Raw genomic sequence first — 18,384 nt, 5'->3', positions numbered from 1 at the left:
TAACATTATTGCCATCATCTTTTATCGGTAAAATATGCGATGACTGTTAGGAATGTTTAATGATTAATACAGGATCAACCATTCCAAAGTATGGTCAATGTTGAGGAGAGATGTTTGTTGTTTGCATATTCACTCTTGTTCAGAATAAAGGGTTCTGTTGCACTTATGAGCTGATCGAATGATGAAGAGAAAGAATTCCAATGATATTAATAACTTACCCTAATCGATAACTTCTATAATTCCTTCGGCAACATACACTGCTAAATCCTCCATATTCTCTGCTAGCTCTTCTCTTGATATGTCCCATTTGTCACACATTTTTGTTGATAACTCATGTTGTTTAGCATGTTCTATCATTGTTTCTACCATATGTTGAGTTAAGCTCATTCCCATTCTTACTTCCAGATAATCCCATACAGATGTCTCTAAGCGACTAATAAATTGAATATCATCACTACCAGCGTAGTCATATAGACCCATCACCCCTATATGGCAAAAAACCTGCCCTAATTCGTCGTAAGCACTTTCAGAGCCTTCGGCATGTTCATATTCTGCCAAGATCCACTCTAATTTCTCTCTCCCCTTTTTGTTGCCATTCTTTGCTGCCTTGAGAAGCTCGTAGAATTCTTTGAACTCTATGGGTTTTGGCATGAGGGTCATCGAATTCCAGCAAACATCCTACTCGTAGCACTAGAGCTGATCACCAAAAGCTGGTGTGATGAGTAGAGGAATCATTTCAATCCTATCAAGCCCTTGTCAATAGAAATATCAAATGGTTTTTGAACTTATCATTTATGTTAGAAGCTAACTCACGGATTTAGGCAGCTCATAGTCTTCCTCCTCCCTGCCTAATACTCTTGAATAGAGCTTGATAAGCCTAAATAAAAGCGGGCGATATATACCCTGCATAATTTTATACTTTTCTTTTCTCTATTGACGTTCACCAAGTCCCTTCATTTCTTCAAGAAGTGTTTGATTTAAGTTCTCATCACATCTCATGAGCATTAACGGATAGATCTTACCTTGGATGTATGGAGCATATGCTTCGGCGCAAACTTCACCGATCGCACTCTTCCAGGCCTCAAAGGTTGAAGCTTTTAGTTGAGACTCTAAACTGCTATTTGAACGTTTAAGGGCTTGGGAGGCGCAATAGCTCAGCTCATAGTTGTTGCCTCCTGGGCACTTGAACTCATTTGCCTTGGATGGGACAAGTACTGTCCATATAATTAAGGGGAGTAAGGGGAACACTTGCTTCATTGCCTTGCCTGTTGCTTTTGGCAATTATGTCATGCCATTGAAGCAATCATGTCAATGAATTTGCAGACTTTACTTGTCGATGATCTCCTTAAAACAACCAGAATATGACATACTCGGTTCTTCTAAGGTCGAAGGATTCTTGCCCCTTTTTTTGATGATTTCTTGCCCATCAAAAAAGTCCATCGTTTCATGCTATTACCTTCAAGGTTCAAGAATTACTTTGGCGATTAGATTAAAGAAGAATATCTCGTTGTGAACATGAAAGGATTTGGACAAAAGAAGAAAATAAAAAATAAACAAACCTCCAAGAAGTTTTCCCGAATACCACCTGACCAACTCAAGGCTATCGCTTTTAAATATCACCAACAAGGCAATATAAATGAGGCACAAAAAGCCTATCAGGAATTTATTAATAGTGGTTTAAGTGATCCAGATATATTCTCTAACTTCGCATTAATCTGTCAATCCCAAGGAGAGATTGATAAGGCAATAAACATCTATAAGAAAAGCATCAAACTATTCCCTGGCCATGCTTTTTCACATGCAAACTTGGGATATCTTTTCTTTCAGATAGGAATGTTAGATGATGCTGAAGTGGCGATACGCCAGGCGATTGTTATACAGCCTAACCTCGCCAATGCTTATTCATACCTGGGTTTAGTCTTACGAGAAAAAGGAAGACTAACCGATGCAGAAGATATAACCCGAAAGGCCATTGAACTTCAGCCAGATTTGGCTGATGCATACGTAAACCTTGGTCAGATCCTACAGAATCAAGGCAAACTAGATGAAGCAGAACATACAACACGCAAGGCTATTGAATTGCAAGATGATTCAGCAAGTATATATCTCAATCTAGGTGGTATCTTGCAAGAACAAGGTAATCTAACTGATGCAGAAGCGAACACAAGAAAGGCAATGAAGTTGCAGGCCGATCTGCCTGATGTCAATTTAAACCTTTCTATAATTTTAAAGGACCTTGGCAGAATTGAGGAGGCTGTATTTCATGTAACAAGAGAAATTGAGCTTTACCCACAAAAGCAATCATCATATTTGCTTCTTAACTCTCTGCTTGAGGAATCTGATCTTTCATTCTTACCTGAACGACAGTCTAGAGTTTTGCTTCGTGGCCTATTAAAGAGAAATGATATTGCACATAAAAATCTATTCTCAGCAATTAATCGCTTGATCCCAGAACAAACACTAGACAAAATTTCAGGCATTCATCATGATTTATTTGATCACCCCTCTTTTCAACATATTCTTGCTGATGATGAGATCATCAGTGCTCTTGGTTTGATGTTATTCACCACAATGGCCTGGGATAAGGCGTTGACTAATATACGCAAGCAAATATGCATTTCAATCCAAAATAATGCTTTTAATAAAAGTATTGTCGACTTAACTATTGCACTTGCGGAGCAGTGTTTCCTAAATGAATATATTTTTACATGTACCAAGCAAGAATTGGAAGCAATCGAACAGTTTAAACTTTCTTGCTTGAGAAGTGACTTTGATCTGAAAACTCTTTCCATCTTAGCTTGTTATATACCCATTACTCATCTTTGTGAACAGTTCCCTTCATTAAGAGAATTCATCGATGCGAATGAGAAATTAAATAATTTAAAAATAATGCAACTCGTTGAACCAGAACGCGAACATGAGCTTGCAGCATCTATTCCTAAATATGGATCTATAGATGATGGTACTTCTATTCAGGTTAAAAAGCAGTATGAAGAGCATCCTTATCCGCGTTGGAGATATGCTTCTTATTCACGTGAAAATATTCAAACCATATCTTCAGCGATTAACAATGAAATAAACCCTAATCGGGTCTCAATCATTTTGCCCAAGCAGAGATCTCGAGTTTTAATAGCTGGCTGTGGCACCGGACAGCAGATATTCGATGCCCTCTCTTATTCTAACTCTGATTTAACTGCTATCGATCTCAGCTCTTCTAGTATCGCTTATGCAAAGCGTAAGGCTCATGAATATGGAATTGAGCATATAAGATTTATAGAGATGGACATTCTTGATCTTCCAAAACTAAATGAAGAGTTTGATCTTATAGAATGTACGGGTGTTCTCCATCATATGAAGGATCCATCTGAAGGTCTGCAATCTCTACTTAAAATACTCGCAGCCGATGGAATGCTCAAATTAGGATTTTATAGTGAGCTAGCACGTCAAGATATTGTTGAGGCTAGGAAAATTATTAAATCTGAATCTTTTGAGGCTAGTAATGAAGGCATTCGTCTATTTAGGAATAAACTAATTAATGGTGAATATCCGAACATTAGTTCAATCTCAAAATGGCCAGACTTTTACACAACTTCTATGTGTAGAGATCTTTGTTTTCATATTATGGAACATCGTTATTCACTAGAGATGATAGCATTGCTGCTTGACCAATTTGAACTTAGATTCTTAGGTTTTGTGTTGCCCAGTATTGTTAAAAAAGATTATGGCAGAGCTTATCCATCTGATTCAATGCAGACTGACCTCGGCTATTGGCAACAGTATGAACAAGCCAATCCCAACACCTTTCGACAAATGTACCAATTTTGGACGAATCAAAGATAATGGCTTATGCCTAAATATTCTGCATAAATATTGATCATTTTGGTGTTGAACACCATGCTTATATGAGTGGATTGCCTGGCAACCAGTCCAATGGTATAATGTTGGCTCATAATCAATACAATGATCATGGAAGATTCTGAGAGCAATGCAACTTCGAGTAACGATCAAACGGAAGCATTCGAGCCGCCAAAAAATAGATTTGGAATACCATATTTGCTCGCAACTGATAAAGAAGAAAAAGATATGCCTAAAAAAGAGGTGCTTAATGTGTTAGGCCTACAATTATCGGCACCAGCGGGAATGCAGAACCCGTTGTTGATCTTCTTTGGATTAATTGGTGTTAATATTGCAATTATTGGATACTTTACATACATGCTAAATAAATAGTCTTGTATTAATCTTGATATTTGCTTTCAATGCTTATTGTTTGTTCGCTCGTTTTAATGTATTCACCAAGACTCCTTGAATCAGCTAGTGTAAATACTGCTCACTAGAACTTCCTTGAATTTTTTACTGTTTTATATCTTGAAAATTCTATAGGCTTATAGCTCTAATCTCTTTAGGTGTTTGCCACCCTTTGATTGAGTTACTACCAGCAGATATACTCTGGAGAATAGAATAATGACTTTCTGCGATTCGCATTTTTCTAATCTAATAGGACTATGACATCAAAAGGCTATAAACGAGCCTTAACCTTTTTCTGATTTGATGATCTCAAAATGAGATGCTGAAAGAAATAATTTCAAAGATCCTCTCTTTAAGAGATAATCATTGACTGGTTGTTCTTTTGATATTATCTTGTCTTTTTTGTAGGACTATATTGATTATTGCTAGAGAAAAAACTCCCGTGACCGAGGCAATAAATATTACTAGAGGTGCTCCTTGGAGTGCCTTTATATTCCCATTAATAATTTCTTGGATTTCAATACCTCCGAGGCGTTTTAGTGCATATCCACTCGCAACAAATGGGGCATCCGATATTATGATGCTAAACAGTAATGCAGGTAGAAACCTTTTCCATGTAACTTTCGTAAGCCCTAAGCCATAACAAACAAAATCAAATAAATTCGACATTAAAAAACTTGTCATTAAAAAAAAGTTTTGCTCTAGATGTTTTTTGCTAAAATCCTCAACACGATTCATCAGATTCTTGCCTACGAGTTTCTCAATTACGGCTCTGCCAAATTTCCTTGAAAGGGTGAAGCAAGAACAACATGCGACCAGATCTGCTATGAAAACAACCAACAACCCTTGTTGGAATCCAAAGAAATAACCAGAGAGAACAGAGCAGTATGTGCCAGGAAGTATTGGGATTATTATACTTATTGACCTTAGGGCAAAAATAATCCCAATTGCCCATAGCCCTATCGATTCAACTCCACCATCAATAGCTTTTAGCCAACTTCCTATCGTTGACACATCTAGAACTCGAGAAATATAAATCATTAGAGCTACTAGGAGTATGCTGATTATTAAATAAGAGTATTTCGTCCGATTGAGCTGTATTCTGATCACTTTTTAGTGGATTTAACTAACTGACTATAGCATTTACATGTTTTCGAGTCTATTCGAATTACTCAAGCTTTTGCTTAGGTAATGGATAAGTAGGAATACAATACAATTACGATCAAAGCCCCTCAGAACAACGCTAGTGCACTTCCATGACACACGTAGCAGGGTTTTTAGTTATTGACTGTGATCTGCGCGACGAGTCAGGGTACTTCAAGCGACAGGTTGCGGATCTTGAGATTCGTAAGATCAAGGTGCCACGCACCGTGCCTTTCGGTTTTCTGACTACCTGATTCGCTGGCGGGACTTCTCTGTTGAGTCGAGCGAATAGTATGGATATCCGTCACTCAAACCATCAGAACTCTTTGTCGTCAATCTAATGACTGACTTGCCCTATGCCAGCACGATTTTGCCTTGTTGTGGCAGGACATAAGAGATGAGTTCTTCAAGGATTACTCCGATACTATACCTTTTACTCCAGAAGAATACGTTCCTTACCAATCTCCTTTAGTAATGGAGAGGAGTAGAGATGATGTCTGCAAACTCTCAGTTCAAACATAACTAGCAAGTCATGACTAGGCACGATGACAGCTTGAATGTGAGGGTCCGAATTTGTGAACTGCTGGTGCTGAACTACTGCATTAGATAATGTTCTATAAATCGACAATTGTTACATTTCCAGACACACTAATTCGGACATCCTCTGAAGTGTAAAAAGGATAAACCATATGTTTGAGAGTGGCAGGAAATAAACACATAACACCTTCATAAGTCTTGTCTACAGGAATAACACAGGTATTACCAGTAGAATCAACAAACCCAAATGAACTTGCTACTTTCTCATTCGCATTAGACGTAAAGGGAAGAGATTGTTCTTCTTTAAGGTCATAAGGAATTTGCACCCATATAACAAAGCTGAAAAGTCCATTGTGACTATGAATTGGATTAAACTCATACCTTTTCTGAAAATTTACCCAAAAATCTTTAAGCGAATACCTCAGAGGCTTAGACTGGATAGAAGGAAAAGTTGCCAACTTGTAATTTGTGGTATTCTGAAGTACAGGCGATACTTGAGGATCCTTTAAAAAATCTCCAAAAAATTTATTTATTACGTAATCTGTAGGATCTTTTAAAAGAAGTGATTGAGAAATATTTCCAGCCAAATTTTGCGAGTAATCAACTTTATCTTCGCGTGCTTGATCAATCAATATCTTGAGATGCTGAAGATAATCAGAAGGCAACTTATTAAAAGCAAACCAATCCTGGGCATTCAGCCGAGTAAATTGAATCGCCATGACGCATTTATTTTAACATGTTAACTTTACCATACCTATAAAATAGTGTACAATCCTATTTTATAGTGCAATGAACTGATTGCACTGTTTTAAATAGACAAGTTAACTCGAAACGGTCCGAATCATCAAAAATGGAAAACTTGTTTACTGGCTATGGATGCAGCAAGCAGCCATCTAAACAAAAATAAGCTAAATAAATAAATTTTCGTGGTATAAAAACTTTTCTCAGGGCCAATAAATCGCTGATACTTTTAACTTCAGAGGTAAACCTCGGTGATGTGATTTTAAATCAACCCCAGATCAAACCCCTCTCAGATTTTCTACAGAATGAAGAGCTACTTTTGAGACTAGCTTATAAATTTCTTATTTATTTTACGCAAGGTTCTCCCCATCAAAGCCTACAGAGTGAATGTGTTTACTGCGAACAAACAAGCGGCAAGATATAAGAAAACAACACATTAACCGACGTATTGACTTTAGCCAATGTTCCCATGAATCATGTTAAGCTTATTTGATATGTGACGATTAATCAAAATAGCACCAAGCAATGGAAACACAGCAAGAGCTACGAGTATTGATCGAATGGGAAAACCCAATACTAATCTATTCGTATATTATTAAGGGTCAAAAAAAATCTCAATCGCTAAAAATACAGAAGGATTGCCAAGAAAAATACTATATCTTTTATTGGCTATTATTGGCTTCTAAAGACTTTTTTTTTACACTCAAAAGCAAGAAGCTTCTGTTTGGCCTCTCCAAGTTCGATGAAGCGCCTTCTGAAATAAAGATAGCGATAGAGGCATGTATTAACAGAATTAATAATACCCAAAAAATAATTCGTTCCCTGCCTAAGAACGGATTTAAAAAACACGACGGCTTAAACACTGATAATATATTGTGGCTTGGAGCAAAAGATCTACGATCTTTGAATTATATAGATATGATCAAGAAAAGTGGAAAAAAAATATATTATACTCCTGATACTAATGATTTTGATCAAGAGTCAAGGAATGTTGTCGATGAGACTTCAAATTATTTACCAATCAATCAGCTTTTGCAATTGATACTATCAAAAAGCATAGGCATGGTGATTTCAATTAACTGGGACTATATACAGCTTTCATCGACAAGGAGCAATGCTGAGGTTTACCTTATACTTAAGGAATTGGGAGTTAAATTTATATGTATTTACAATGATCCTCAATGCGTCGCATCTTATGGACCACTATTGAGAAAACTTTACCAGCCTGAGCAAAATTTTATCAATCTCGGCATCTTGCATGAATATTGTGACGACACATTGAAAGAGAAGAATTTGAGATTTGTTCCCTTAATAGGAGACTATAAGTCACATTCTAAAGATATCACACTTGAAGATACATACGAAATAATAATCGCTACAAACAGTAGAATAAATGATGTCAGGGCATGGCGAAAACCTATTATTCATTTATTCGAATATCTTCACGAACCCTACTCAGAATTACCAATTTGGTATCTTTCAAGTCTCAATATCTTAAATCAATGTTCGATGGATAAATATCATAAATCGATCATTCATCGAAATCTTTGGTCAGTCTTTTACGGCGCCAATCAATATATAAAACATCAGTTGGTTCGTAACATTGAGACAATTAGGAAAGTTACCCTTTTTGGAGATCAAGGCTGGAAAGAAATCGCGCCAATAATATATAAAGGCAGTCTTGATCAAACTCAGCTTCGTTTTGTTATGCAAAGCAGTAAGCATTTAATAGTTCTAATGAATTCCGGTTTTTCTTATCTAGACCATACAGGTGCAATATATGATGCAATGCAATTGGGATCCGCATGGATAAATTTGCCTACAATATCCAATACTAAGTCTATTTCAGGACTGAGTGATCTTGAATATCGGAATAATAAGTCTTTTAATTATTTGCTAAATAATGCCCACATAATTTACAGAAAGTCTTCTCTTAGATCAGCAATCAAACAGCTCAAGAATATATACAGATCTGGCATAATGGCGCCATTTGATTACATCGTAAACCCAGCACTAGGCGGATCAAATGATAATAATAATTCGAGCGAATTATTATACGATTCAGAGTACATAAGCCATAGGGAGCTCATTTCTGAAAAAGTAGGTCTATATACTATTCATAATCGTCCCCAGTTAGAAGAGTTTTTGACTTATATAAACTCAATCAAAGTCGCCTGACGACGATCCATTCTGCAACTGATAAACGAACTCTCGCGACTTTTTTCTACCTCCTCTCTTTTGCCTGATAGTCCCAAATTTCTGAATCAGAGGGATATCTCGGGTTTCCACTCACAGAACCACAAATTCCACTGGTAGAAAGTCCATGACATCCTGAGAGCTACCCTGAACAGTGGACCTCACGAAGGAAGTTGGTTTGGAGCATTACGAGTCGTACTCAATCAGAAAGTTTCTAAAATGTACATAAAAGGTCAGAACATTTGGCTGCAATGCTTAAGGAGAGTTCTATTGATATTAGTTCCCAATCTTTCTGGTGCATCGGTTTGCATCTGACCTTCACCCACTTAGTGATCTCGGGTTCGTTCCAGGCCGCTGATGGTGGACCCAGTTTGATCTGCACAGGTAAGGTCCCTTCGTTCATGCGGGCATAGATAAAGGTCTGGCCCATTCCCGTTATCTCAATCACTTCTGGAGATTTGGGAAGCGGGGAGCAGAGATTTGCTTTGGCATCACTTGTACCTCTTCCCCGTTAGGAGGTTCAGCATGGCTTTTGGGATCGCGAAGAAATTTATTCAGTGTGCTTTAACCCAATTTTTGCGGTCCCTCTAGATGTTGAGGAGGAAAACGCATGACACGCACACGCGCCCCTGAGCGTTCCCTTCGACTTTCGGAGGTGAGATGAATAAAGTACTTTCGATGGCGGGCATATCCTCCACTCAGGTTGATATGGAATTCCATATGGAGAGTCACCTTGGGCAATCAGCCAAGGTATGGTTAAAATCACATATCAACACGTCGATCGAAGCCAGAGGCGGGTAATGAACCCGCTTATTTGTGCCAAGACCCTTTGAGATATCAATAACTGTGCCTGTCTTCGCAGTCAACTTGTGGAGAAGTCCTCCCTTTATACTCTGTCAACGCGTTCAAACGCCCAACGAAAATCTAATCATTTTCGGGCATTAACCAACGATGTTAAACGCCCTCCGTTCCCCTAAAACCCCTATCAGCACAGGAAAGTTATAGGACATGCATTTCCAGGACATCATCACGACCCTGAATTCCTTTTGGGCTGATCAGGGCTGTGTGTTGTTGCAGCCTTATGACACCGAAAAGGGCGCAGGCACGATGAGTCCCCATACAGTACTGCGCGCTATTGGACCAGAGCCTTGGGCTGTGGCTTATCCAGAGCCCTGTCGTCGCCCCACCGATGGTCGCTACGGCGACAACCCAAATCGCGCTCAACACTATTTTCAATATCAGGTATTGATCAAGCCCTCTCCAGTTGGTATTCAGGAGACGTATCTTGCATCGCTTGAAGCTTTAGGAGTTTGTACGGCGGAACATGATATTCGCTTTGTAGAAGACAACTGGGAATCACCCACCCTTGGAGCCTGGGGGGTTGGTTGGGAAGTGTGGCTTGATGGTATGGAGGTTACACAGTTCACTTATTTTCAGCAATGTGGTGGTATTGATTGCAGCCCTGTGCCGATCGAGATCACCTATGGCATTGAGAGACTGGCCATGTATTTACAGAATGTCGAGAATATTTGGGATCTCAGCTGGAATAACAAACGAAGCTATGGCGATATATGGCTTTCTCTAGAAAAGGGTCAGTGCGACTTTAATTTTGAATCATCGGATCCAATTCGCCTCAAGCAGTTGTTCGATCTTTATGAAGCGGAAGCGTCAGACCTGATCGCCAAGCAGCTTCCAGCACCGGCACTTGATTTCGTTCTTAAATGCAGCCATACTTTCAATCTCCTGGAGGCTCGTGGCGTGATTTCGGTTACGGAGCGAACAGCCACGATTGGCAGGATTCGCAGTTTGGCTCGCGGGGTGGCAGAGGCTTGGTTAACAGAAAGGGAGGCAATGGGATTCCCATTGCTTAATAACAAGGCACTTGCTTAAGACCAGCCATTGCAATCTTAAATAGCTCAATTTTAAATGGCTCAATAATTTCAAGGGCCTGATTCCAAGCACCTGACTTTGCCTGTATCAAAAGATACTTAGAACTGTTAGTTGTGTTCGTTGTGAACACGCATCTTTTTACTAACCTTTGCTTGCCCATGTTTTGGGCTTTTTGTGTGAGGAACCAAATGAAACTCTTCCAGCAATTGCTGGTGGCACCTGCTGCTTTGGGCCTGATGGCCCCTATGGCAGCTAATGCCGCAGACCTCGACATCAAAGGTGTGTCCGATTATTCGGCCTCCAGCGAGCAGGTCACCAGCATCTCCCAATTCCAAGATGTTTACCCAACCGACTGGGCTTATCAGGCTCTAAGCAACCTGATTGAGCGCTACGGCTGTGTAGCTGGCTATCCAAGCGGTAGCTACCTGGGCAACAGAGCAATGACCCGCTTTGAAGCGGCTGCTCTATTGAATGCCTGCCTCGATCGCATCACTGAAGTCACCGACGAACTGCGTCGCCTTCTCAACGAATTCGAGCAGGAGCTCGCCATCCTCAAGGGCCGTGTTGATGGCCTAGAAGCCCGCGTTGGTGAACTGGAAGCAACTCAGTTCTCCACCACCACCAAGCTGAAAGGTAAGGCTCATATGGTTCTTGGCGGAACCAGCTATACAGGCGATGAGACCGATGACCTTACGGATGATGGGGACTATCTTGGAACTGATGCACTTACTTTTAACTACACCCTTCAGCTTGATCTAAATACCAGTTTCACGGGTAAAGATCTTCTCTATGCTCGCCTGAAAACTGGCAACTTTAAAGACAGTGCATTTGGTGGCAAGGGTTACGTTCCGCAGGCGTACTTGAGTGTTGCCAATAGCAACCAGGACGTCGTTAAAGTTGATAAGCTCTGGTACACCTTCCCAATTGGTGACAGCTTTACTGCTTGGATTGGCGCCAAGATTGAAAACTACTACATGCTTGGTAGTGCTCCATCGGTTTACCAGCAGATCTTGAAAGCATTCAAGTTAGGTGGTAATTATGGTGTCTACGGTGCGAGTACAGGTCAAGGCTTAGGTTTGGCATGGAAGTCGCAAGTCGACGATCCGATGGATGCCAGGTTTGGCATTAGTGCCAACTATGTTGCCAAAAACGGCTACAACGGTGATCCCTCAGAGGGTGGAGTTGGCAACGGCAATTCCAAAGGTAAGTTTCTTACCAAGATTGATTACGGCAATCCTCAGTGGCAAGTCTCTGCTGCTTATGCCTACACCCAGCAAGGTATGACTCAAGGCTTTGGCACAACCAATGGTGGTGCCAGTGTCTACAGCAAATGCATGGGTACAGATTCTTGCGGTGCTGATTCCAATGGGGTCGCCTTTAGAGCTTTTTGGCAGCCAGATGAGCCAGGCATTGTTCCTTCCTTCAGCGTTGGTTACGACTTCACTTCTTACAACCTGCCAGATGAGGCAGCAGATGGCACACGCGACCAAAGTATGGCTTGGTTCGCAGGCATGGTGTGGAAGGATGCCTTCATAGAGGGCAATGCCCTTGGCGCTGCAGTCTCTGAGCTTCAGTGGGTGACCCAGCAGAAGGGCGATGACACTCCTGATGACGGCAACATGGCGTTCGAGCTGTGGTACAAGTTCCAGGTCACAGACAACATCTCTGTGACACCAGCTGTTTTCTATCTGAGCCGTCCGTTCGGAGAGAAGACAGGTTCAGCTACTAAGTACGGTGGCGACGGAGCTGATACTTTCGGCACCTTCGGTGGTCTAGTTCTAACCACATTCAAGTTCTGATCTTAGCGAGGCAGGAGATTTTCTGCCCTGGTTCGTCAGACCATCAAGGCGCCCTTCAAGCGGGCGCCTTTTTTTGTCTTTAGAAATTACTCAAAAGCTGAAGAGAGCAATGCAGAACACTTCAACGAGGAAATATGCATTGGTTCTTTTATCAATTAATCTACGATCACAGTAAAGGGGAGCTACTGATCTACTCTCTCTTCAAGACTAGCATGTTTACTTTTATGAGCAAATTAATGTTTTAAGCATTGAATGAAAAATGCTTGTTACTAATAATATGCCTTGTGATGACCACTTTGCATTTATTGAGGTAGTCATTTTGAAAACCATTTCAGAATTCATTTACCATTAGTTGCTGGATGCTTATCTGGCGTGAGGTTCGACAAAGTAACCCAAACTAATGAAACTAATGACGCGGCAGGTCTAGCGAACTAATTGGTTGATCAGATGATACCAGAATTAGTTGCTGAGATCCCTATTAAGCAACTCTTCTTGGATTCCAAGGTGTGAGAATACAGACTATTAGTTCGTGATGGCGGCAAATCAGAGGATCACAGTATGTTGCAGGAGATCTCAATGTTGTCAATCTGGATTTTATCCAGAATAGATTTTGAAAGTGATAATTATAGCCTTACTATTCCCAGGCCGAGTTAAATTTATCTCATGCTTAGCAGACCTTGCTTCTCGAGAATTGAGCGCAGATAATACTCTTCACCATATGCAGGAAAGTAAGACTTTTGTGGGCTTATATTTGTAAATTTGCATCCTTTCAGTAATGAGGCCTTTTTGTTTATTGGGAGATTATTCTTGTTGCATTCACCCCTCTTGAACTTGTCGATTCCCAAGAGAAGAATCCTAATAGGCTCAATATCGAGAGGGTCGCTAAAGTGACGTCTCCAGTGATATTCAAACCACTTATCTGATCCAATTGAATCTTGATCTTTAAAGGATTTTTCATGACTTAGCGTTTTCGAATTAGGATCATCATGATCATCTATTCTTAATTCAACTACTAATTCAAGCCAATTTCTCAACTCAACGTCTTCGCACAAGACTTTAGGGTTGATCGCAAATTTTTTGATATTCCATTCTTTCTCAAGCCGCAGGCACCCTTTGTTCATTATTCCTTTAGGTCCATAGGTATGAAGCCTGTTGTCATTAAGGAAGTAATTGAAACTGTAAAAAAAGCCATCTCCAACAACATTCTTGATTAAATTCATCCAATAAGATATTGCCTTGTCAGGCATTTCTTGCAAGCTTCCTGTGTTGATGACGGCATCAAATTTGTGGCCCAACAAGGATTCTGAAAATTGAATTGGCACCAGGTTAACATCCCATTCTTTGAGATCAATTTCTTCATGGGAAGAAGTTATCTTTACTGACTTTTCGGGAAAATTTGCGCGTATAAATGAATACGAAAAGAACAACATCTCGGGGAGATCAGTTAATATATATTTTGTGTCATTGGTTGCTTCTAGGAAAATACGAGCTAAACCACCGTAGCCACCGCCAACTTCTAGCAAGACTTTTGATTTTTTAGGCATATATTGATTTTTGATTGAATTTTTCTCTAACCACTCTGAAACTGTAAGATAGATATATAAGTGGTATAGGAATACATTGCTATATTGCTTCCCTTCTACTGAGGCAATGCTTTCTATTCTACTAAAGTCGGATTCTTCTGGAAGAAGATCTAGATTAACCTTGGGAAACTCTTTTGCTATAAGCCAATACCTTTCTTCTATTATGGATAAAATACTGCGACCCCTGGTGGTGACAAAGTCTCTCTCTCGTCTGTGGTCAAAGCCAGATGTTGGCAATTGTGCGTAACAGACTATTTCACTAAAAGTGGTTTTTTTTCTTCCGAACTCCAAAGCTGATTGCTGTAGATTCTTCCACCATTGTGAAACCTCAAGATTTGGAGGAGGGGGTAAAGAGGAGACATGTTTTAAGATTGAATATGCGTCTTTTATTTCTTTAAGTTCAGTGTTGATCATTTGAAAGCCTAGTAATGAGTATTGAAGCAAAACAAGTGTACTTGACCATTGTAACTAAACGATGTTTTGAACATTTTTAGGATCCTCTGAGAGTTGATGTCACAGTCAGAATGATAGGATGGAACAATAGCTTCAATAATATTTTCATTACTCTCTAGATTAATGGAGGCGCTTATGTATCCATAGTAAGGGTACTGGGATAATGGTATTAAAGTGTATCCTAGATTGATCTGTACGAATTTGGATCGTTTTTCATCAGATTCTTTGGGTAATATACATGATCTGACTTTCCCAAATATTCTTGCAGTACCAGGGCCGGATTTGATTTCAATCACAGCATAAAAATTGGAAAAATTGATCAACATTTTGTCTTTTGAAAGCAATCTAATGGGATCAATCCAGAGGCATTCTCTCGATTGGCAGTTGACTATTGATTGAGAGAATGGCCCGTTTGGAATTTGTATCTCTGGGATTAGTACATTGTCACGTAGCTCTACAAGTCCTAAGTTATTGAAATCTCCTCTAGTTGCACCGGCTCCTATTTCGTCTGGGCAGGTTAAGTGACCACAGCTACCAGAATCATCGCTTATCAAAATTAATTCCTTTGGCCCTTTTTCATTTAGCATGCTTCCAAAAAAAGTCCCTCCTTTATTTTGTTCAGCGTGTGGTATGTTTAAGTATCTTGTTGCGGTGGAGAGATAAAAACTGGAATTGGCGGCATCACTTAATTCATATTCGCAACAGCTTTGGATTTCTGAAATAAAATTAGCTCCAAGCTCGTTGAAATGAATTATATTTCCTGTGGCCAGATCTGGAGCATGCATATTATCCAAAGTGAATCTTAACTCAGACTATCATCTGACTCTTATAACAGCAAAATCAAATTGCTGTGATATGCGATCTCTGAAGCATTAATGCAGCCCTATGTATGTCGTTAAGGCAGGGTGTTCCCGCGTTTCTAAATGAATATAAAAAGCTCAATCAAAGCTTTCTTCTAACAGGAAAGAAGCCTTTTTGTTCATTTTAATATATCTCGATTATTTTTTATATTTTGCAGCAAGGGGAAGAGTCAAGCAAAGTAGGGAATGGAAGTTGGTTTCACCTCTAATAAGTTTCGATATGATGCTCTGAGAATCGTTTTCCAAATTAGCGGGAAATTAACTAACACAGAGAATGTCGTTGGAAGAGACCTCCTTACCCCCCCCCTCTGACACAACAGTCAGCACAGGCGAACTGACAGAAAAAGACCACTGGTGTCCCTCTCCCTCATGATTTGTTCGGATCCATTAGAGTCTTACGGGAACTGGTTTTCTGGATGGGGGGCTACCTTCATCACAGGTACGGTTCACCTTTTCGTCTATCTCACTAAGGAATCTGCCCAGGTACATTTCTTATCATTGTCGATTCCAGTGTTCCTTTAGGCTTTATGCGGTTCCTGAATACCCAGGTCGCTTTGACAACCCACCCCTAAGTCCTACGAGTAGGCACAAATAAGCGGGCATGTTTGTGAAAACTAGTTCAGAATAGGTTTACCAGCAGTTTTCTCCTTCGCCGATCGGGACGCAAATATTTGATTTCTTTGCCTTTTTGGCAGCTTTCTTAGCATCTTCATCAGGCTTGCTTTCAGCATCGATGTCTTGATCAGTGGTCCACTCTTTCAGTCCTCCCATATCTCCTTCACCGCCTTCGCCAGCGTGACTCAGGTTTGGCTGAAGTGCGTTTGCCGCCAGCAGTGCAGAAGCTGCAAGAAATATTGCTACAGGAGACTTTTTGCTCATGCTGAGAGGCTCATTTTTAAATCCATTTTGGCTCCTCCACGCCACCATTGTTTGGCGATTCGTTACTTGACTTGGTATCAAATGACTCTGGCTTCAGCTGCCGAGGCGCCTGAGCAGGTTGGTGTAGGCCTGAAAGATCAAGTCCAGTTCTGGTGAACGGCCATGCTCGGCAAGAAGGGCACGGGCACCAGCATTGAGGCCAAACAGAATAGTGCGGTCTTCATTGCTGCTGATATAGCTCTGGATCCAGCCAACACAAACCAGCCGTTCACCAGCAGTGACTGTTTCCACGGCATGCAGGCTTGTGCTGGGATAAATGATCACCTGGCCAGCTGGCAGCTTCACTTGTTTGCTGTCTTGCAAGGTTTGAATGCAGAGAGCTCCTCCCTCGTAACTTTCTGGCTCGTTGAGAAACAGCGTGAAGGAGAGGTCGCTACGCCCTGAGCTCATGTAGGCATTGTCGACATGCATTCCATAGCCCTGGCCAATGCCGGATCGACTGAACATCACCCCGTGGATGTGCCTTGGCAAGGCAAAGCTCTTCACAAGCGGATCCGATTCAAGCTGCTTAATTACCAGCTGGCTGTTTTCTTTGGCGGTTTTTGAGTTGCGATCCAGCTGGAGGTTGTTCTTGACTTCGGCTGCTTGATATCCCGCTGTTTTACGTCCGTCCTGCCATGAGCTTTCGTCAGCCAAGAGAGTTGCACGCAATTGGCTCACAGTTGCCTCATCAAGCAATGGATGGGTCAGGGGCTCCATAGAGATTGCTGAGGAAATCCCATCATCAGAGCGTTGAGCCTCTTGGGTCGTGAGCGCATCATTTGTTACAGCAGCTGGTATGGAATGCGCAAGGAGGCTTTGAGTGCGCTCAATAGGGTGAGGCTTACAACGTTAATGGTTTGCTGGCAATGGGTTTGAAGGCGCGTCTTACGTATTCAGGCTTGGCGGCCGTTCTCGCCCTTGGCACTGGATTCAGCCAAAACGGTGTTGCGAATGCTCGAGAAGTACGTGTTTATTCAGGTCGGCACTACAACACTGATCGTCAAATATATAAGAAATTTTCTGAGCAAACAGGGATCAAGGTTCGGCTGATCGAATCTTCTGGGATTTCATTGTTAGAGCGTCTTAAAAGAGAGGGGGCAAACTCTCAGGCCGATGTGATCATCCTTGTTGATGCGGCACGGATTAGTAATGCAGCAAAAGAGGGTCTTTTGCAACCTTCGCGCTCAGCAAAATTGGATAGCGAAGTCCCTAGTGCCTATCGCGATCCGCGAGGTCGTTGGTATGGCCTGACCCGTCGTGTGCGGGTGATTGTTGCCAATCCATCGAAGGTGAACGTTGGCAGTATTCGCACGTATGCCGATCTGGCTAGCCCCTCACTTAAAGGGAAGGTGTGTCTACGCAAGCGCAACAACGTCTACAACCAATCTTTAGTCGCTGATCAGCTTGTGTTGCGCGGTGAGGCGGCAACCAAGAGTTGGTTACAGGGAATGATCTCTAACGTTTCCCAGCCTTACTTTGGAGGAGATGTCTCCCTCGCTCGTGCTGTGTCACAAGGCATCTGCGGTGTTGGCATCGTTAATCACTACTATGTTGCGCGGATGCGTGCTGGTGTGAGCGGATCGAAAGACAAGGCTCTTGCTAATAAGCTCACGGTTATCACACCTGATCCCGCCCACGTCAATGTCAGTGCTGGTGGGTTGGCTAGGTATGCAAAGAATAAGAAGGAGGCGATTGAGCTGCTTGAATTTCTTGCTTCACCCGATGGCAGTCAAGGCATGGCTGGCCCCACCTATGAGCATCCGTTGAATGGCTATGGCACGTCGTTGGAACTCAAAAAGTTCGGCACTTTTCGCCCCGATCGGGTCACGATTAGCCAGCTCGGAGCGAATAATGCCAAGGCGATTCAGTTGATGGCTCAATCCGGTTGGAAATAGGGTTTTAGGCTTGTGGGTTCAGGGCTAGAGCCCTTCTTAGGGAGATCCTTTGCCAGGCTCTTCCTCGAACCCCGCAGACAGCGAAGTGCAGAGAGGGGAATTCTCGAGATAGTCGTTTGAG

The 18,384-nt window shown here is 41.4% G+C and carries 16 protein-coding genes; 7 read left to right on the top strand and 9 right to left on the bottom strand.

The annotated features are described in order from the left end of the window. Positions 1 to 219: 219 nt before the first annotated feature. The gene (locus SIB74_RS07610; protein ID WP_063395563.1) at positions 220 to 660 is read right to left on the bottom strand and encodes a hypothetical protein; all 441 of its coding nucleotides are present in this window, start codon (positions 658 to 660) and stop codon (positions 220 to 222) included. A 270-nt stretch (positions 661 to 930) separates the two neighbouring features. Next, the gene (locus tag SIB74_RS07605; RefSeq protein WP_231906027.1) at positions 931 to 1,281 is read right to left on the bottom strand and encodes a DUF1311 domain-containing protein; all 351 of its coding nucleotides are present in this window, start codon (positions 1,279 to 1,281) and stop codon (positions 931 to 933) included. A gap of 234 nt (positions 1,282 to 1,515) precedes the next feature. On the opposite strand from SIB74_RS07605, the gene SIB74_RS07600 reads away from it, so the two are divergent. Together SIB74_RS07600 and SIB74_RS07595 are read left to right on the top strand one after the other, a co-directional pair. Beyond that, positions 1,516 to 3,840, top strand: a complete 2,325-nt coding sequence (locus tag SIB74_RS07600) for a class I SAM-dependent methyltransferase (RefSeq protein WP_063395562.1) — start codon at positions 1,516 to 1,518, stop codon at positions 3,838 to 3,840. Between the two features lie 126 nt (positions 3,841 to 3,966). Then, a complete protein-coding gene (locus tag SIB74_RS07595) occupies positions 3,967 to 4,227 on the top strand; it encodes a hypothetical protein (RefSeq protein ID WP_156486094.1) in 261 nt (86 codons plus the stop codon). Between the two features lie 381 nt (positions 4,228 to 4,608). Here SIB74_RS07595 and SIB74_RS07590 read toward each other — a convergent pair whose 3' ends face one another. Then, a complete protein-coding gene (locus SIB74_RS07590; protein WP_063395560.1) occupies positions 4,609 to 5,286 on the bottom strand; it encodes a TVP38/TMEM64 family protein in 678 nt (225 codons plus the stop codon). A gap of 215 nt (positions 5,287 to 5,501) precedes the next feature. Here SIB74_RS07590 and SIB74_RS07585 point away from each other — a divergent pair, with 215 nt between their 5' ends. Beyond that, the gene (locus tag SIB74_RS07585) at positions 5,502 to 5,642 is read left to right on the top strand and encodes a hypothetical protein (RefSeq protein WP_413681626.1); all 141 of its coding nucleotides are present in this window, start codon (positions 5,502 to 5,504) and stop codon (positions 5,640 to 5,642) included. Between the two features lie 360 nt (positions 5,643 to 6,002). Here SIB74_RS07585 and SIB74_RS07580 read toward each other — a convergent pair whose 3' ends face one another. Next, entirely contained in the window at positions 6,003 to 6,644 is a 642-nt protein-coding gene (locus SIB74_RS07580) for a putative 2OG-Fe(II) oxygenase (protein WP_063395559.1), read from the bottom strand. Positions 6,645 to 7,191: 547 nt separating this feature from the next. Between SIB74_RS07580 and SIB74_RS07575 the strand changes: the two genes are divergently transcribed. Continuing rightward, complete coding sequence (locus SIB74_RS07575; RefSeq protein ID WP_063395558.1) at positions 7,192 to 8,844, top strand: hypothetical protein; 1,653 nt, start codon at positions 7,192 to 7,194, stop codon at positions 8,842 to 8,844. A 232-nt stretch (positions 8,845 to 9,076) separates the two neighbouring features. Here SIB74_RS07575 and SIB74_RS07570 read toward each other — a convergent pair whose 3' ends face one another. Beyond that, positions 9,077 to 9,310, bottom strand: a complete 234-nt coding sequence (locus tag SIB74_RS07570) for an AlpA family phage regulatory protein (RefSeq protein ID WP_063395557.1) — start codon at positions 9,308 to 9,310, stop codon at positions 9,077 to 9,079. Between the two features lie 560 nt (positions 9,311 to 9,870). Between SIB74_RS07570 and glyQ the strand changes: the two genes are divergently transcribed. Both glyQ and SIB74_RS07560 read left to right on the top strand, forming a co-directional pair. Beyond that, on the top strand, positions 9,871 to 10,752 hold the full coding sequence (gene glyQ, locus SIB74_RS07565; RefSeq protein ID WP_063395556.1) for a glycine--tRNA ligase subunit alpha: 882 nt from the start codon (positions 9,871 to 9,873) through the stop codon (positions 10,750 to 10,752). Between the two features lie 188 nt (positions 10,753 to 10,940). Further along, the gene (locus SIB74_RS07560) at positions 10,941 to 12,551 is read left to right on the top strand and encodes an iron uptake porin (protein ID WP_063395646.1); all 1,611 of its coding nucleotides are present in this window, start codon (positions 10,941 to 10,943) and stop codon (positions 12,549 to 12,551) included. 656 nt (positions 12,552 to 13,207) lie between these two features. On the opposite strand, the gene SIB74_RS07555 is transcribed toward SIB74_RS07560, so the two are convergent. From SIB74_RS07555 to SIB74_RS07540, 4 genes are all read right to left on the bottom strand, one after another. Next, the gene (locus SIB74_RS07555) at positions 13,208 to 14,548 is read right to left on the bottom strand and encodes a putative sugar O-methyltransferase (RefSeq protein WP_063395554.1); all 1,341 of its coding nucleotides are present in this window, start codon (positions 14,546 to 14,548) and stop codon (positions 13,208 to 13,210) included. An 8-nt stretch (positions 14,549 to 14,556) separates the two neighbouring features. Then, entirely contained in the window at positions 14,557 to 15,372 is an 816-nt protein-coding gene (locus tag SIB74_RS07550) for a hypothetical protein (RefSeq protein ID WP_063395553.1), read from the bottom strand. Between the two features lie 705 nt (positions 15,373 to 16,077). Next, entirely contained in the window at positions 16,078 to 16,326 is a 249-nt protein-coding gene (locus SIB74_RS07545; RefSeq protein WP_011826666.1) for a hypothetical protein, read from the bottom strand. Between the two features lie 93 nt (positions 16,327 to 16,419). Then, positions 16,420 to 17,085, bottom strand: coding sequence for a Fe2+-dependent dioxygenase (locus SIB74_RS07540; RefSeq protein ID WP_063395552.1), 666 nt, complete (start codon positions 17,083 to 17,085; stop codon positions 16,420 to 16,422). A gap of 149 nt (positions 17,086 to 17,234) precedes the next feature. Here SIB74_RS07540 and SIB74_RS07535 point away from each other — a divergent pair, with 149 nt between their 5' ends. Beyond that, the gene (locus tag SIB74_RS07535) at positions 17,235 to 18,263 is read left to right on the top strand and encodes a Fe(3+) ABC transporter substrate-binding protein (RefSeq protein ID WP_063395551.1); all 1,029 of its coding nucleotides are present in this window, start codon (positions 17,235 to 17,237) and stop codon (positions 18,261 to 18,263) included. The last annotated feature ends 121 nt before the right edge of the window (positions 18,264 to 18,384 follow it).

It is taken from the genome of Prochlorococcus sp. MIT 1306, assembly GCF_047304515.1.
In the GTDB taxonomy this organism is placed as follows: Bacteria; Cyanobacteriota; Cyanobacteriia; order PCC-6307; family Cyanobiaceae; genus Prochlorococcus; species Prochlorococcus marinus_D.
This window is presented reverse-complemented; position numbering and strand designations above follow the sequence as displayed.

Coding starts and splice junctions, on each gene's coding strand:
- SIB74_RS07610 (WP_063395563.1), bottom strand. CDS start 660: ATGACCCTCATGCCAAAACCCATAGAGTTCAAAGAATTCTACGAGCTT.
- SIB74_RS07600 (WP_063395562.1), top strand. CDS start 1,516: ATGAAAGGATTTGGACAAAAGAAGAAAATAAAAAATAAACAAACCTCC.
- SIB74_RS07595 (WP_156486094.1), top strand. CDS start 3,967: ATGGAAGATTCTGAGAGCAATGCAACTTCGAGTAACGATCAAACGGAA.
- SIB74_RS07590 (WP_063395560.1), bottom strand. CDS start 5,286: ATGATTTATATTTCTCGAGTTCTAGATGTGTCAACGATAGGAAGTTGG.
- SIB74_RS07585 (WP_413681626.1), top strand. CDS start 5,502: ATGACACACGTAGCAGGGTTTTTAGTTATTGACTGTGATCTGCGCGAC.
- SIB74_RS07580 (WP_063395559.1), bottom strand. CDS start 6,644: ATGGCGATTCAATTTACTCGGCTGAATGCCCAGGATTGGTTTGCTTTT.
- SIB74_RS07575 (WP_063395558.1), top strand. CDS start 7,192: ATGGAAACACAGCAAGAGCTACGAGTATTGATCGAATGGGAAAACCCA.
- glyQ (WP_063395556.1), top strand. CDS start 9,871: ATGCATTTCCAGGACATCATCACGACCCTGAATTCCTTTTGGGCTGAT.
- SIB74_RS07560 (WP_063395646.1), top strand. CDS start 10,941: ATGAAACTCTTCCAGCAATTGCTGGTGGCACCTGCTGCTTTGGGCCTG.
- SIB74_RS07555 (WP_063395554.1), bottom strand. CDS start 14,548: ATGATCAACACTGAACTTAAAGAAATAAAAGACGCATATTCAATCTTA.
- SIB74_RS07550 (WP_063395553.1), bottom strand. CDS start 15,372: ATGCATGCTCCAGATCTGGCCACAGGAAATATAATTCATTTCAACGAG.
- SIB74_RS07545 (WP_011826666.1), bottom strand. CDS start 16,326: ATGAGCAAAAAGTCTCCTGTAGCAATATTTCTTGCAGCTTCTGCACTG.
- SIB74_RS07540 (WP_063395552.1), bottom strand. CDS start 17,085: ATGGAGCCCCTGACCCATCCATTGCTTGATGAGGCAACTGTGAGCCAA.
- SIB74_RS07535 (WP_063395551.1), top strand. CDS start 17,235: ATGGGTTTGAAGGCGCGTCTTACGTATTCAGGCTTGGCGGCCGTTCTC.